Source organism: Halomonas sp. CKK8 (assembly GCF_029625235.1).
Taxonomy (GTDB): Bacteria; Pseudomonadota; Gammaproteobacteria; order Pseudomonadales; family Halomonadaceae; genus Halomonas; species Halomonas ventosae.
The window spans coordinates 1,956,093-1,969,555 of the sequence record NZ_CP121193.1 but is presented as its reverse complement, the minus strand read 5'-3'; the positions used below and the strand labels follow the sequence as shown (position 1 = coordinate 1,969,555).

At 69.2% G+C, this 13,463-nt stretch carries 16 protein-coding genes; 3 read left to right on the top strand and 13 right to left on the bottom strand.

From position 1 onward, the window contains the following. Window positions 1-37: 37 nt before the first annotated feature. Complete coding sequence (locus P8934_RS09425; RefSeq protein ID WP_133634177.1) at window positions 38-616, top strand: Fe-Mn family superoxide dismutase; 579 nt, start codon at window positions 38-40, stop codon at window positions 614-616. Between the two features lie 109 nt (window positions 617-725). On the opposite strand, the gene P8934_RS09420 is transcribed toward P8934_RS09425, so the two are convergent. After that, window positions 726-2,015 (bottom strand): nucleotide sugar dehydrogenase, encoded by a 1,290-nt coding sequence (locus P8934_RS09420; RefSeq protein WP_278033955.1) that lies wholly within the window; start codon window positions 2,013-2,015, stop codon window positions 726-728. Window positions 2,016-2,020: 5 nt separating this feature from the next. Then, window positions 2,021-2,911 (bottom strand): UTP--glucose-1-phosphate uridylyltransferase GalU, encoded by an 891-nt coding sequence (gene galU, locus P8934_RS09415; protein ID WP_133634181.1) that lies wholly within the window; start codon window positions 2,909-2,911, stop codon window positions 2,021-2,023. Window positions 2,912-3,053: 142 nt separating this feature from the next. On the opposite strand from galU, the gene ubiG reads away from it, so the two are divergent. Beyond that, on the top strand, window positions 3,054-3,779 hold the full coding sequence (gene ubiG, locus P8934_RS09410) for a bifunctional 2-polyprenyl-6-hydroxyphenol methylase/3-demethylubiquinol 3-O-methyltransferase UbiG (RefSeq protein WP_278033954.1): 726 nt from the start codon (window positions 3,054-3,056) through the stop codon (window positions 3,777-3,779). Then, a complete protein-coding gene (locus P8934_RS09405) occupies window positions 3,779-4,453 on the top strand; it encodes an HAD-IA family hydrolase (RefSeq protein ID WP_278033953.1) in 675 nt (224 codons plus the stop codon). The genes ubiG and P8934_RS09405 overlap by 1 nt, the downstream gene beginning before the upstream one ends. A 31-nt stretch (window positions 4,454-4,484) precedes the next feature. Here the strand turns inward: P8934_RS09405 and P8934_RS09400 are convergent, their stop codons facing one another. From P8934_RS09400 to P8934_RS09350, 11 genes are all read right to left on the bottom strand, one after another. Then, window positions 4,485-5,249, bottom strand: coding sequence for a YciK family oxidoreductase (locus tag P8934_RS09400; protein WP_278033952.1), 765 nt, complete (start codon window positions 5,247-5,249; stop codon window positions 4,485-4,487). A gap of 17 nt (window positions 5,250-5,266) precedes the next feature. After that, a complete protein-coding gene (gene ybgF, locus P8934_RS09395; RefSeq protein ID WP_278033951.1) occupies window positions 5,267-6,046 on the bottom strand; it encodes a tol-pal system protein YbgF in 780 nt (259 codons plus the stop codon). A 29-nt stretch (window positions 6,047-6,075) separates the two neighbouring features. Next, the gene (gene pal, locus P8934_RS09390) at window positions 6,076-6,612 is read right to left on the bottom strand and encodes a peptidoglycan-associated lipoprotein Pal (protein WP_278033950.1); all 537 of its coding nucleotides are present in this window, start codon (window positions 6,610-6,612) and stop codon (window positions 6,076-6,078) included. A gap of 37 nt (window positions 6,613-6,649) precedes the next feature. Beyond that, window positions 6,650-7,939 carry a Tol-Pal system beta propeller repeat protein TolB gene (tolB, locus tag P8934_RS09385; RefSeq protein ID WP_278033949.1) on the bottom strand — a complete coding sequence of 430 codons (1,290 nt, stop codon included), beginning with the start codon at window positions 7,937-7,939 and terminating at the stop codon, window positions 6,650-6,652. Beyond that, window positions 7,939-9,072 (bottom strand): cell envelope integrity protein TolA, encoded by a 1,134-nt coding sequence (gene tolA, locus P8934_RS09380; RefSeq protein ID WP_278033948.1) that lies wholly within the window; start codon window positions 9,070-9,072, stop codon window positions 7,939-7,941. Before tolA ends, tolB begins: the two co-directional genes overlap by 1 nt. 9 nt (window positions 9,073-9,081) lie before the next feature. Then, window positions 9,082-9,522 (bottom strand): protein TolR, encoded by a 441-nt coding sequence (gene tolR / locus P8934_RS09375; RefSeq protein ID WP_278033947.1) that lies wholly within the window; start codon window positions 9,520-9,522, stop codon window positions 9,082-9,084. 13 nt (window positions 9,523-9,535) lie between these two features. Beyond that, on the bottom strand, window positions 9,536-10,225 hold the full coding sequence (tolQ, locus tag P8934_RS09370; RefSeq protein ID WP_106231030.1) for a protein TolQ: 690 nt from the start codon (window positions 10,223-10,225) through the stop codon (window positions 9,536-9,538). Window positions 10,226-10,272: 47 nt separating this feature from the next. Then, a complete protein-coding gene (gene ruvB / locus P8934_RS09365) occupies window positions 10,273-11,289 on the bottom strand; it encodes a Holliday junction branch migration DNA helicase RuvB (RefSeq protein WP_278033946.1) in 1,017 nt (338 codons plus the stop codon). 44 nt (window positions 11,290-11,333) lie between these two features. Further along, a complete protein-coding gene (gene ruvA / locus P8934_RS09360) occupies window positions 11,334-11,948 on the bottom strand; it encodes a Holliday junction branch migration protein RuvA (RefSeq protein WP_278033945.1) in 615 nt (204 codons plus the stop codon). A 141-nt stretch (window positions 11,949-12,089) separates the two neighbouring features. After that, window positions 12,090-12,629, bottom strand: coding sequence for a crossover junction endodeoxyribonuclease RuvC (gene ruvC / locus P8934_RS09355; RefSeq protein ID WP_278033944.1), 540 nt, complete (start codon window positions 12,627-12,629; stop codon window positions 12,090-12,092). A 9-nt stretch (window positions 12,630-12,638) separates the two neighbouring features. Further along, complete coding sequence (locus P8934_RS09350) at window positions 12,639-13,388, bottom strand: YebC/PmpR family DNA-binding transcriptional regulator (protein WP_278033943.1); 750 nt, start codon at window positions 13,386-13,388, stop codon at window positions 12,639-12,641. Window positions 13,389-13,463: the final 75 nt, after the last annotated feature.

Here is a 13,463-nt window from a genome sequence, read left to right as displayed (position 1 = left end):
TGCTGTACCGACACCGCTGACGACAAGGAGAGATTCGATGGCATTCGAACTGCCCGCACTGCCTTACGAGAAGAACGCGCTGGAACCGCACATCTCCGCCGAGACCCTCGAGTATCACTACGGCAAGCACCACCAGACCTACGTGAACAAGCTCAACGAGCTGACCGACGGCACCGACGATGCCAACAAGTCCCTCGAGGAGATCATCAAGTCTTCCTCCGGCGGCCTGTTCAACCAGGCGGCTCAGGTCTGGAACCACACCTTCTACTGGCACTGCCTGTCGCCCAACGGTGGCGGTGAGCCGAGCGGCGCGCTGGCCGAGGCCATCAATGCCAAGTTCGGATCCTTCGACAAGTTCAAGGAAACCTTCAATGCCCAGGCCGCGGGCAACTTCGGCTCCGGCTGGACCTGGCTGATCAAGACCGACGACGGCGGTGTCGATATCGTCAACACCAGCAACGCCGACACACCCATCGCCCATGGCCAGACCCCGCTGCTGACCATCGACGTCTGGGAACACGCCTACTACATCGACTATCGCAACGCGCGTCCCAAGTACCTCGAGAACGTCTGGAGCGTGCTCAACTGGGACTTCGTCGCCCAGAACTTCAGCTGATCCTCCGGCGCCAAGGCGACGACCGGCTGAACGCAAGCGGCCCCGCCAACTGGCGGGGCCGCTTGCGTTGGTCGCCCCGATGCGGGGCGACCGGGGTCGCGAGCACCGGCTAGGGATCGGCGCGACGCCCGATCCCGCGGTAGTGCATGCCGCAGGCGGCGACATGGGCGGGGTCGTAGATGTTGCGCCCGTCGAGCAGCAGCTTCTCGCCGAGCCGCTCGGCCAGCCGCGGCCAGTCGGGATTCCAGTAGGCCTTCCACTCGGTGACCAGCATCAGCGCATCGGCCCCCTCGCAGGCCTCCAGGGGGTCCCCCCGGAACACCTCGAGCAGCGGGTGCTCGCCGACCTCGGCCAGCACGGCCGGGATCGCCGCCGGGTCATGCAGGCGGACCGTCACGCCCTGGGCCCAGAGGGCGCGCAGCAGCGTAAGCACCGGCGCCTGGTCGATGCGGGCGGTGCCGGGCTTGAAGGCCGCCCCCCAGATCGCCACCCGGCGCCCCTCCAGGCGACCGTGGAAGTGCGCCCAGAGCTTGCGGAACAGCGTTTCCTTCTTGTGTTCGTTGATGTCGAGCACCTGGTCGAGCAGCGCCGAGTGACGCCCGCTCGCCGACTGGACGTCGGCCAGGCGCATCAGGTCGCGGGAGAAGTTGGGGCCGCCGAAGCCGCAGCCGGGATAGAGGTACTCGTAGCCGATGCGCGAGTCGGCGCCCATGCCCTGGCGGACGTACTCCACGTCGACCCCCAGGCTGTCGGCCAGCCCGGCGATGTCGTTCATGTAGCTGATACGCGTGGCGAGCATGCCATTGATGGCGAGCTTGGTGAGCTCCGCGGCGCGCCGCGGCATGCGCTGGAACACTTCGCGGCGCCGGTTGAAGGCACGCAGCAGCTCGCGCACCTGACGCTCGGCGCCGTCGTCGTCACAGCCCAGCAGCCAGCGGGAGGGCCGGGTGAAGGTCTCCCAGGCGCGACCCTCCTCGAGCAGGTCGGCGAGGGCCACCGCCCGGCAGCCATCGAGGCGAGATTCCAGCTGCTCCGTCTCGCCCACCGGGAAGGTGGAGTTGTTGACCAGCACCGCCCCCGGACAGAGCCCGGCCATCAGGCGCTCGACGCTTGCGGCCGCATCCTGGCGCTGGTCCGGGGAGACGGCGAGCCACAAGACGTCGAAGGGCTCGCCGCCGACGGCGTCCCCCTCATCGGCCACCAGGCGCAGGCTGCCTTGACCCAGCCCCTCCTCCAGGCGTCGCATCAGCTCCGGTTCGCTGGTCAGCCAGCCGCTGGCGGAGAGCGTGGACCAGTCGGCCGAGGCGTGGGGCAGCCAGGTCACCCGGTGGCCGACCCAGGAGAGTGCCGCCGCGGAGGTGGCGGCGGCCAGCTCGCTACCGTGGATCAGTACCCGCATGGGCCTCACTCCTCTCCGGCGTAGCGTGTCAGCAGCTCACGGAACCCCTGGCCGTAGCGGGCGTGGCGGCGGCCATAGGCGAGGATCGCCTCCAGGTAACCCAGCTGGTGGCCGCAGTCGTAGGTCTTGCCGCGCATCCGCCAGGCATCCACGCCCTCCTCGCGACGCAGGGTCTCGATGGCATCGGTGAGCTGGATCTCGTTGCCGGCTCCCGGCGGGGTATCGGCGAGCAGCGAGAAGATCCGTCCCGGCAGCACGTAGCGACCGATCACCGCCAGGTTGGAGGGCGCCTCGTCGACGGGTGGCTTCTCCACCACGCCGGCGATCGGCCGCGACTCACCGGGTCCGGGTAGCTCGCCGCCGGTGTCGACGATGCCGTACTTGTGGACCATGTCATGGGGCACCTCCTCGACCATCAGCTGGCTGTGGTGGCTGGCCTCGAAGGAGGCGATCATGCCGGCCAGGTCGTTGGGCTCGATGCCCTCGTCGTCGACCAGCACGTCGGGCAGCAACACCGCGAAGGGCTCGTCGTCGCCCACCACCGGACGCGCGCAGAGCACGGCATGGCCCAGGCCCAGCGGCTCGGGCTGGCGCACGCTGATGATGTTGACGTCGGCGGGGACGATGGAGCGCAGCTCCTCCAGCAGCTCCGTCTTGCCCTTGGCCTCGAGGCTCGCCTCGAGCTCGAAGTGCTTGTCGAAGTGGTTCTCGATGGCGCTCTTGGTGCCATGGGTCACCAGCACGATGTCGCGAATGCCGGCGGCGACCGCCTCCTGGACCACGTACTGGATCACCGGCCGGTCGACGATGGTGATCATCTCCTTGGGAATGGCCTTGGAGGCCGGGAGACAGCGTGTGCCGAACCCGGCAACGGGAAGAACAGCCTTGTTGATCATGGTGCGGTCCCTGTCACTGTTGAGAATGTGGCCCCGGGGAAAGCGTGTAAATGCCCTCCCGGGAGCGGGTACAATACCTCATGATACCGGACCGAGCCTGGCCTGCCAGAGTGTCAGGTCGGCGACACCATGGAGAGAGCAGATGAGTGCAAGCCACCCGGAAGCGGACAACGTCGACCAGGCCGAGATTGCCAAGTTCGAGGCCCTGGCCGACCGCTGGTGGGATCCGCAGGGCGAATTCAAGCCCCTCCACGACATCAACCCGCTGCGCCTGGACTTCATCGATGCCCGGGCGGGACTGGCCGGGCGACGGGTGCTCGACGTGGGCTGCGGCGGCGGCATCCTGGCCGAGGCCATGGCCCATCGTGGCGCCGAGGTCACCGGCATCGACCTGGGGGAGGCACCGCTGGCCGTGGCCCGCCAGCACGCCCGGGAGAATGGGGTGGCCATCGGCTACCGCCATGTCAGCGTCGAGGAGATGGCTGCGGCCCATCCCGGCGAGTTCGACGTGGTGACCTGCCTGGAGATGCTCGAGCACGTGCCGGATCCCGGCTCGGTCGTGCGCGCCTGCGCCACCCTGGTCAAGCCCGGTGGCCAGGTGTTCTTCTCGACCTTGAACCGCAACCCCAAGGCCTATGCGCTGGCGGTGCTCGGCGCCGAGTACCTGCTGCGCCTGCTGCCGCGCGGCACCCACGACTACAGCCGCTTCATCCGCCCCTCGGAGCTGGCGGCCTGGTGCCGCGAGGCGGGGCTGGACGTCCGTGAGCAGAACGGCCTGGTCTTCCATCCGCTGACCCGTCGCTACGCCCTGTCGACGATCGATGTCTCGGTCAACTACCTGATGCACTGTCGCCGGGAGGCGACGTGATGGCCGGCCGGCCTCCGCGGGTCCTGCTCTTCGATCTGGACGGCACCCTGGTGGACACCGCGCCGGACCTGGCACGAGCCACCAACGCCCTGCGCCACCACCACGGCCTGCCCGCCCTGCCCTACCCGGTGATCCGTGCCCAGGTCTCCAACGGCGGCAGCGCCCTGGTGACCCTGGCAGTGGGGCTCGCCAAGGAGGCCGAGGGCCATGGTGAGGCACGCGCCTTCCTGCTTGAGGCCTACGGACGGGCGGTGGCCGAGGAGAGCCGGGTCTTCCCCCCGCTGGATCGGCTGCTGGCCGAGTGGGAGGCTGGCCAGCGCCCCTGGGGGATCGTCACCAACAAGCCGCGGGCCTATGCCGCGCCGCTGGTCGAGGCCCTAGGGCTGGCCCCCGGCACCCTGCTCTGCGCCGACGACCTGCCGGTCAAGAAGCCCGACCCCGAGCCCCTGAGGGAGGCCGCGCGTCGCCTGAGAGCGACACCGTCGGAGTGCTGGTATGTCGGCGATCACCGGCGTGACATGCAGGCGGCACGCGCCGCCGGCATGGCCGCGGTGGCGGTCGGCTACGGCTATATCGAGGCGGGAGACAACTACCGGGAGTGGCCGGCCGACCTGTGGTTCGATACCGCCGAGGCCCTGGTAGCGGCGCTGCAGGGCGCCAGGCGGGACGGGTGAGCGGGCCCCGGGCGACCCCGGGGCGCCGCCCTCACCCCTGTTTCGGTGGCTGGGCGTCGAACTTCTCGCCGTTGTGGCCGTGGCTGTCCGGCCCCATCAGCCACAGGTAGGTGGGCATGATCTCTTCCGGGGCGCGCAGCGTCATCTCGTTCTCCCCGGGATAGGCACTCTTGCGCATGGCAGTGCGTGTCGCCCCGGGGTTGAGGCTGTTGACGCGCAGCGTGCCCAGGTGCTCGACCTCGTCGGCCAGTACCTCGACGAACCCCTCGGTGGCGAACTTGGACACCGCGTAGGCCCCCCAGTAGGCCCGGCCCCGACGCCCCACGCTCGAGGAGGTGAACACCACCGAGGCGTCCGGCGAGCTCTTCAGCAACGGCAGCAGGGCCTGGGTCATCCAGATCGGGCCGTTGATGTTGACCTGCATCACCTGCTCCCAGAGCTCGGGATTGTACTGCTCGAAGGGCGTGATGCGGCCGAGGATGCCGGCGTTGTGCAGGATGCCGTCGAGGCGGCCGAACTCCTTGTCGAGGGTCTCGGCCATGTCGTGGTAGTCCTTGAGCGTGGCCCCCTCGAAGTTGAGCGGGAAGATCGCCGGCTGGGGCCCCCCGGCAGCCTCGATCTCGTCGTAGACCTTCTCCAGCTTGGTAATGGTGCGCCCCAGCAGGATCACGGTGGCCCCATGGCCGGCGAAGGCCAGGGCCGCGGCACGACCGATGCCGTCGCCGGCACCGGTCACCAGGATGATGCGGCCGTCGAGCAGGTCGGCCGCCGGCTGGTAGTCGATCTTGCAGGTCATCACGGTTCCCCTGTCCCTCAGTTGCCTGCCTGGCGCAGGAAGTCATCGGCCAGCCCGGCGGCGCTGCTATCGGGGTGCTCCTCACGCACGCGGTCGAGCAGCGCCCGGCTCTCCTCGGGGCGCCCTCGGCGCGCCTCGAGCAACCCCAGCTTGTAGAGGGCATCGGGCACCTTGCTGCTCTCCGGGAAGTCCTGCAGGACCCGCCGGAAGGCGGCATCGGCGGCCTCCAGGTCGCCCTCGGCCGAGTAGAGCTCACCGAGCCAATAGTGGGCATTGTCGGTGAGACGACTATCGGGATGCTGAGTCACGAAGGACTCGAAGGCCTCGATGGCCTGGCCGAACTCGCGAGCCTGGACGTGCGAGAAGGCCGTCTGGTAGGCCGACTGCACGGCGGGGTCGTCGCCGCTCGGCGGGGGAGTCTCGGCGACTTGGCGGGCGCTCTCCTCGTCCACGGCCGAGGCGTCCTGGTCGACGCCACTGCCCGACGCCATCAGGCGTTCCTCGATGTCCAGATATTGCTGGCGGGTCTGGCGGCGCAGCTGCTCCAGCTGATGACGCAGCTCCTCCACCTGGCCGCGCAGCTGGCGGATCTCCTCCTGGTGCTTCTGGACCTGGTTGAAGATCACCAGGCTACCGCCGGCCTCCTGGCGGGTGGCCGTCTGGTCATAGAAGCCACCGGACCCCGATTGCCCGGTGAGGTCCTCGATCACCGGCTGCTGTGCCAGGGCCGGTGCCACTACGGTCAGCGGGAGCACCAGGGCTCCCGCGCCGCACAGTCCCTTCAGACCGTGTCTCATCGCTTTCTCCCTCGTCGTGTCGGCCCGGCTCAGTAGGCGAAGACTACCCGACGGTTCTGGGCGTAAGCCTGCTCGTTCTGACCGCGTGCCGCGGGCCGCTCCTCGCCGTAGCTGACCACCTCGATCTGGGAGGGCGACACGCCCTGGACGTTGAGGTAGCGCTCGACGGCATTGGCACGGCGCTCGCCCAGTGCCAGGTTGTACTCGCGGGTGCCCCGCTCGTCGGTGTGGCCCTGCAGGACGACGCTGGCGTTGGGGTTGCTCTGCAGGAAGCGGGCATGGGCGGTCAGCACCGGCTCGAACTCGCTGCGGATGGCATTGCTGTCGTACTCGAAGTAGATGGTGCGGGTCTCCGGAATACGGCCGTCGGCCTCGGTCATCTGGCCGGTGCGGTCGCCGCTGACGCCACTGCCATTGACGCCGCCCGTGGACACACCGCCACGATCGGTGCCGCCGGCACCGCCCGTCAGGTCACCGTCCTGGCCGCCACCCGTGCTGGAACAGCCGGCCACGAAGGCCAGGGACAGGGCAATAGCCAGGGTTCTGGCATAGGGCTTGAGCTGCATCGTGAAACTCCTTGTTGGATATATCGTGCTGGATACATCAGTTCAGAAACGGTGACCACGCGGGCTCGCGGACATCACCCTGCGCCGCCGGCAGCCGGAAGGAGGCGCGCCCATCGGCGGAGACCCCGCCCAGCACGCCGTTGCCGCCCTGCTGGGTGGCGAAGATTACCATGGTGCCATTGGGCGCGACACTGGGCGATTCCGCCTGACCGGTGTCGCTCAGGGCCACCAGGCGGCCGCTTTCCAGGTCCTGACGTGCCACCTGGTAGCCGTTGCTGCCGCGATGGATCAGGAAGATCGCCTCGCCGTCCGGCGCGAAGCGCGCCCGGGCATTGTAGTTGCCGGTGAAGGTGAGACGCTCCTCCTCGCCGCTGCCCAGCTCGAGGCGATAGATCTGCGGCCCCCCGCTGCGGTCCGAGGTGAACAGCAGGCTGCGACCGTCCGGCGACCAGGCGGGCTCGGTGTCGATGCTGGAATTGTTGGTGACGCGCCGCACGTCCCGCGACCCGATGTCCATCACGTAGATCTCGGGCTGGCCATCCTTGGAGAGCGCCATCGCCAGGCGACGGCCGTCCGGTGACCAGGTGGGGGCGCTGTTGAGCCCCTCGAAGGAGGTGGCACGCACGCGTCGGCCGGAGGCGAGGTCCTGGATGTAGATCGCCGGGCGTTCGGTCTCGAAGGAGACGTAGGCCAGCTTGCCGCCATCCGGCGACCAGGCCGGCGACATGATCGGCTCGTCGGACGAGAGGATCTGCTGGCTGTTGCGCCCGTCGGCATCCGCCACGTGAAGAGCGTACTGGGTATCGTCTCCCACGCCGCTGGAGGTCACGTAGGCGATGCGGGTCGAGAAGGCCCCGCGGATATCGGTGATCTCCTCGAAGATCTGATCGCTGATGTAGTGGGCGGCGTCGCGCAGTCCCTGGCGGCCGGCCGTCACGCTCTCGGCGATCATGCGGCTCTCGCCGCTGACGTCCATCAGCTCGTACTGGATGCGATACTGATCCCCCTCGCGGCTGATGCGCCCCGCCACCAGGTAGCGTACGTCCAGGGCGCGCCAGTCGACGTAGCGCACCTCCTCGCTCGAGGCGGGTCGCTCGAACATGGCGCGACGCTCCAGCGGCTCGAAGTAGCCACTGCGCTCCAGGTCATCGGAGACGATCTGCGCGATGTCCTGGGGCATGTCGTCGCCGTTGGCGAAGGGCACGATCGCGATGGGCGTGGCACGGTCGCTGCCACGGGTGATCTCGATGGTCAGGTCGGCGGCCTGGGCCAGGCTGGTGAACAGCATCAGCATGGCGGCCAGCCAGGTGGTCTTCAGGATGTTCATCAGCGGATATCCCCCGGTCGGAATCGCAGGTTGAATTGACGGTAGTCGCGCTGGGCCGAGGCCGGCAAGTCGCGCAGCTCGGCGAAGGGCGCGGCGGCCTCGACGGCCTGGACCGCGGAGCGGTCGAAGGCGCTGTTGCCACTGCTCTGACCAATGGTAGCCGCGAACAGCTCCCCCGAGGGGCCCAGCCGCACCGATACCTCAGCGCTGGCACCGTCGGGCACGTTGGGCGGAATCACCCAGGCCTGCTCCACCGCCCGGCGCACCAGGTTGATGAAGCTGTTGGCCGCCTCGTTGGCCTGGCGGGCATTGGCCACGCTCTCGGCCTCACCCTCGATGGCACGCTCCAGGCCCTGGCTGGCGGCCTCGGCGGCGCGGCGGGCCTGCTCCTCGGCCTGACGCTGGCGTTCGGCTTCCGCTTCGGCCTGGCGCTGGCGTTCGGCCTCCGCTTCGGCCTGGCGCTGGCGTTCGGCTTCCGCCTCGGCCTGGCGCTGGCGTTCGGCCTCCGCCTCGGCCTGGCGCTGGCGTTCGGCCTCTGCTTCGGCCTGGCGCTGGCGTTCGGCCTCCGCTTCGGCCTGGCGCTGGCGTTCGGCTTCCGCCTCGGCCTGGCGCTGGCGTTCGGCTTCCGCCTCGGCCTGACGCTGGCGTTCGGCTTCCGCCTCGGCCTGACGCTGGCGTTCCGCTTCTGCCTCGGCCTGGCGGCGGCGCTCGGCTTCCGCCTCGGCCTGCTCGGCACGCCGCGCGGCCTCCTCCTCGGCGGCCCGGCGAGCTTCCTCCCGGGCCTCGGCTTCCGCCTGGCGCTGCCGCTCGGCCTCCTCGGCCTGGCGGGCGGCTTCCTCCGCGGCCTCGATGGCCTCGGTCTCTGCCTCGCGAGCATCCTCCTCCTCGGCACGCGCCGCGGCCTCCTCTTCGGCCTGGCGGGACGCCGCCCGGGCACGGGCCTCCTCGGCGCGCTGGGCCTGGTCGGTGGTGGTCTCGGTACTGACGAGGGTCGCCTGGACGATATTGGTGCTCGGCGGCTCGGTCTCCCGCTCGGGAAAGCGGATCACGCTGGCCACCAGGATCGCCAGGTGCAGGGCGATGGCGAGTACCAGCGGCAGGCCATAGCCCACGCGTCGGTCATGTCTGGCCATGTGGGCTCCTCAACTGTCCCCGGGGGGCGGTTCCGAGATCAGCCCGACATTGCTCACCCCCGCGGTCTGCAGGGTGCTCATCAGCGTCACCACCTGGCCGTAGGGAACGTTGCGGTCCCCGCGCACCATCACCGGGGTGCCCGGCTGACGATCCAGCAGGATAATCACCCGCTCGCTCACCTCGTCCAGGCTGACCGGCGTCTCGTCGTCGCCCAGGGAGATGTAGTACTGGCCGTCACGATCCACCGAGACGATGATGGGATCGCGATCCTCGGTCTCCTCGATGGGTTCGGAGCTGACCTGGGGCAGGTCGACCTGCACGCCCTGGGTGAGCATGGGCGCGGTGATCATGAAGATCACCAGCAGCACCAGCATCACGTCGATGAAGGGCACGACGTTGATCTCGCCCATGGGCTTGCGGCGCCCGCCACGATTGAAGGGTCCTAGCATGACGGCCTCTCCTTCAGTCGGCGCCGGGGTCGGTCCGGCCCTGCAGGTTGCGGTGCAGGATGGAGTGGAACTCCTCGGCGAAGTCCTCGTACTTGCCCAGCAGGCGCCCGGACTCGGCGGAGAGCCGGTTGTAGAAGATCACCGCCGGAATCGCCGCGAACAGCCCCATGGCGGTAGCGATCAGGGCCTCGGCGATCCAGGGGGCCACCGTGGCCAGGGTCGCCTGCTGGGCCATGGAGAGGGACTGGAAGGAGCCCATGATGCCCCAGACGGTGCCGAACAGCCCGATGTAGGGGCTGGCCGAGGCAACCGTGGCCAGAAATACCAGGTGCAGGTTGAGGCGGTCCTCCTCGCGGGACCAGGCCACGCGCATGCTGCGCTGGACGCCCTCGAGGATCGCCTGGGGGCTGCGGGTCTTGGCCAGCAGGCGGTTGAACTCGCGGAAGCCGGCACGGAAGACGTGCTCGGCCCCCTGTGTCTCCTGCTCGGCGGGCGTCTCGCGATAGAGCTCGTTGAGGTCCACGCCGGACCAGAAGCGCTCCTCGAAGACCCGATGGGCCTTGCGCGCCCGGCGCATCACGAAGGTGCGCTGGAAGATCACCACCCAGGAGAGGATGGAGCCGATCACCAGGATCAGCATCACCATCTGCACCACGCCGCTGGCGTTCATGATCAGGTGGGGTATGGACATGGAGTCGTTCACGGGCATCCTCGTCGGTCTTGGTCAGTCGTCACGGGAGTGGGGATCCGCTAGTCGGGCGCCCGCTCGTGGGGCGCCATGTCGAAGTGTTGCCAGGCCTGACGGGTCACCACCCGGCCACGGGCGGTACGCATCATCAGGCCCTGCTGGATCAGATAGGGTTCGATGACGTCCTCGATGGTGTCGCGCTCCTCGCCGATCGCCGCGGCCAGGGAGTCGATGCCCACCGGGCCACCGTCGAACTTCTCGATCATCGCCAGCAGCAGGCGCCGGTCCATGTGGTCGAGGCCGTGGTGGTCGACGTGGAGCATGTTCAGCGCCTGGTCGGCGATCTCGGCATCCACGCGGCCCTGGGCACGCACCTCGGCGAAGTCGCGCACCCGGCGCAGCAGCCGGTTGGCGATGCGCGGGGTGCCGCGGGAACGGCGCGCGACCTCCCGGGCGCCCTCCCGGTCGCTCTCGACCCCCAGCAGCCGGGCGGAGCGCACGACGATCTCGGTGAGCTCGTCGATGCTGTAGAACTCCAGGCGCTGGACGATGCCGAAGCGGTCGCGCAACGGCGAGGTCAGCAGGCCCGCCCGGGTGGTGGCGCCGACCAGCGTGAAGGGGGGAAGGTCGAGCTTGATCGAGCGCGCCGCCGGTCCCTCGCCGATGACGATATCGAGCTGGAAGTCTTCCATGGCGGGATAGAGGATCTCCTCCACCACCGGCGACAGGCGATGGATCTCGTCGATGAAGAGCACGTCGCCGGGCTGCAGGTTGGTGAGCATGGCGGCGAGGTCGCCGGCCCGCTCGAGCACCGGCCCCGAGGTGGACTTGAGCCCCACCCCCATCTCGGCGGCGACGATGTTGGCGAGCGTCGTCTTGCCGAGCCCCGGCGGGCCGAACACCAGGGTATGGTCGAGGCTCTCCTCGCGGCCGCGGGCGGCGCTGATGAAGATGTCGAGCTGCTCGCGCACCCGCGGCTGGCCGATGTAGTCGGCCAGCCGCTTCGGCCGGATGGCGTGGTCGGCGCCACCCTCCCCGTCCCGGGGGTCGGCGGCGATCAGGCGATCACTCTCGAGCATGGCGGACGTCCGGCATCGAATGGAAGCGTTGGGGCGTCATCGGTTCACCCCGCGAGGCGACGGGTCAGCGCCGCCTTGATCATGGCCTCGGTGGAGCCGGCCTCCTCGAGACCGACCAGCATGCGGGCCGCCTCGGCGGGCTTGTAGCCGAGGCTGACCAGAGCCGCCTCGGCATCGGCGACGGGGTCCGTGGCCCCGGACGACACGCTGTCGACCGAGTCCCGGGTGCCGACAGCCAGCTCGCCCGGCTGCTCCCAGTGGGGAAAGCGGTCACGCATCTCGATGATCAGCCGCTCGGCGGTCTTCTTGCCCACCCCGGGCAAGCGGGTCAGCGCCTTGACGTCGTCGTCCATCACGCAGCGCACGAAGGCCTCCTCGTCCATGCCGGAGAGGATGCCCAGGGCGAGCCTGGGGCCGATGCCGTTGACCTTGATCAGGGCCCGGAACAGCGAGCGCTCCTGCTCCCGGGCGAAGCCGTAGAGCAGATGGGCATCATCCCGGATGGTCAGGTGGGTGTAGAGCGATACCGGCTCCCCGGTGCCGGGCATGGCCACCAGGGTGGTCATGGAGGCTTCCAGCTCGTAGCCGACACCGGCCACGTCCACCACCATCCAGGGGGGCTGTTTCTCGAGCAGGGTGCCTCGCAGGCGTCCTATCATGGAAGTTCGCTGTCCCTTGGGTTGGAGTCCATCGCGGCCCGCGGGGCCGTCACCGAGCCACTATACTGTTCGCCCGAGCCGCATGCCAGCCCGCGGGAACAGCGTTCGACAATGCGTCACCGTCGCCTCCCGGCGACAGCGTCACGGGCGGAAGTCGCGCCAGGCGCCTCCCTTGCGACGACTGCGGTGCCCGCCGAAGCTTCCCTCGCGCAGCAGCCCCAGGCGAGCATGGGCATGGGTGAGCGCGATGGCCAGGGCGTCGGCGGCATCCGCCTGGGGCGTGGCCGAGAGGCCGAGGATCGCGGTCACCATGTGCTGGACCTGGGCCTTGTCGGCGCTGCCGCTGCCGGCCACCGCCTGCTTGATCTGGCGAGGGCCGTACTCGCTGACCGGCAGGCCATGGTTGGCGGCGCAGACGATGGCCGTGCCGCGGGCCTGGCCGAGCTTGAGGGCGGAGTCGGCATTCTTCGACATGAACACCTGCTCGATGGCGAACTCCCCGGGGGCATGCACCGCGATCAGCTCGCCGACCCCGGCATAGACCTGAGCCAGCCGCTGGGCCAGGTCGTCGGCCTGGATGCGGATGCAGCCGCTGGCCACGTAGCGCGGCGTGGTCGTGGTGACGTCCAGCACCCCGTAGCCGGTGATCCGCGAGCCGGGGTCGATGCCGAGGATCAGCATCCGCAGGGCTCAGTCGAGCGGGTCGAGGACATCGTCGGCGAACTCCGCGTTGGTGGTGACGTTCTGGACATCGTCCAGGTCCTCGAGCATGTCGAGCAGCTTGAGGACCCGGCCGGCGAGTTCCGCCTCGGCGATGGGCGCGGTGGTTTCCGGATAGAGCCCCACATCGCTCTGCTCGGGCTCGATCCCCGCCGCGACCAGGGCATCCTTCACCCGGCCGAAGGAGTCGGGCGTGGTGACCACCTCGAGGCGACCGTCGTCACGGACCTCGATCTCCTCGGGCTCCGCCTCCAGGGTGGCCTCGATGGCGGCTTCCTCGGTGACGCCCTCGGGCAGCAGCAGGCGCCCCTGACGGTGAAACATGAAGGCCACCGAGCCGGTGGTGCCGAGGTTGCCGCCATGCTTGCCGAAGGCATGTCGCACCTCGGAGACAGTCCGATTGCGGTTATCGGTCAGGCACTCGACCATCACTGCCACCCCCTCGGGCCCATAGCCCTCATAGACGCACTCCTCCATGGCGTCGCCGTCGGCATTGCCGGCCCCCCGGTCCACCGCCCGCTGGAGGGTCTCCTTGGTCATGTTGTTGGCCAGCGCCTTGTCGATGGCGGCGCGCAGCCGGGGATTGTCGGCCGGCTCCGGCCCGCCCTGTCGAGCGGCCACGCTCAGTTCACGGATCAGCTTGTTGAAGATCTTGCCCCGCCTGGCGTCCTGGGCCGCCTTGCGGTGCTTGATATTGGCCCACTTGCTATGGCCTGCCATCGCATCCTCCTTGCCGAATCGGGAAGTCAAGACAGCACCGGCGCCCTTGGGCGCCGGTGGAATGTCATCGGGTCG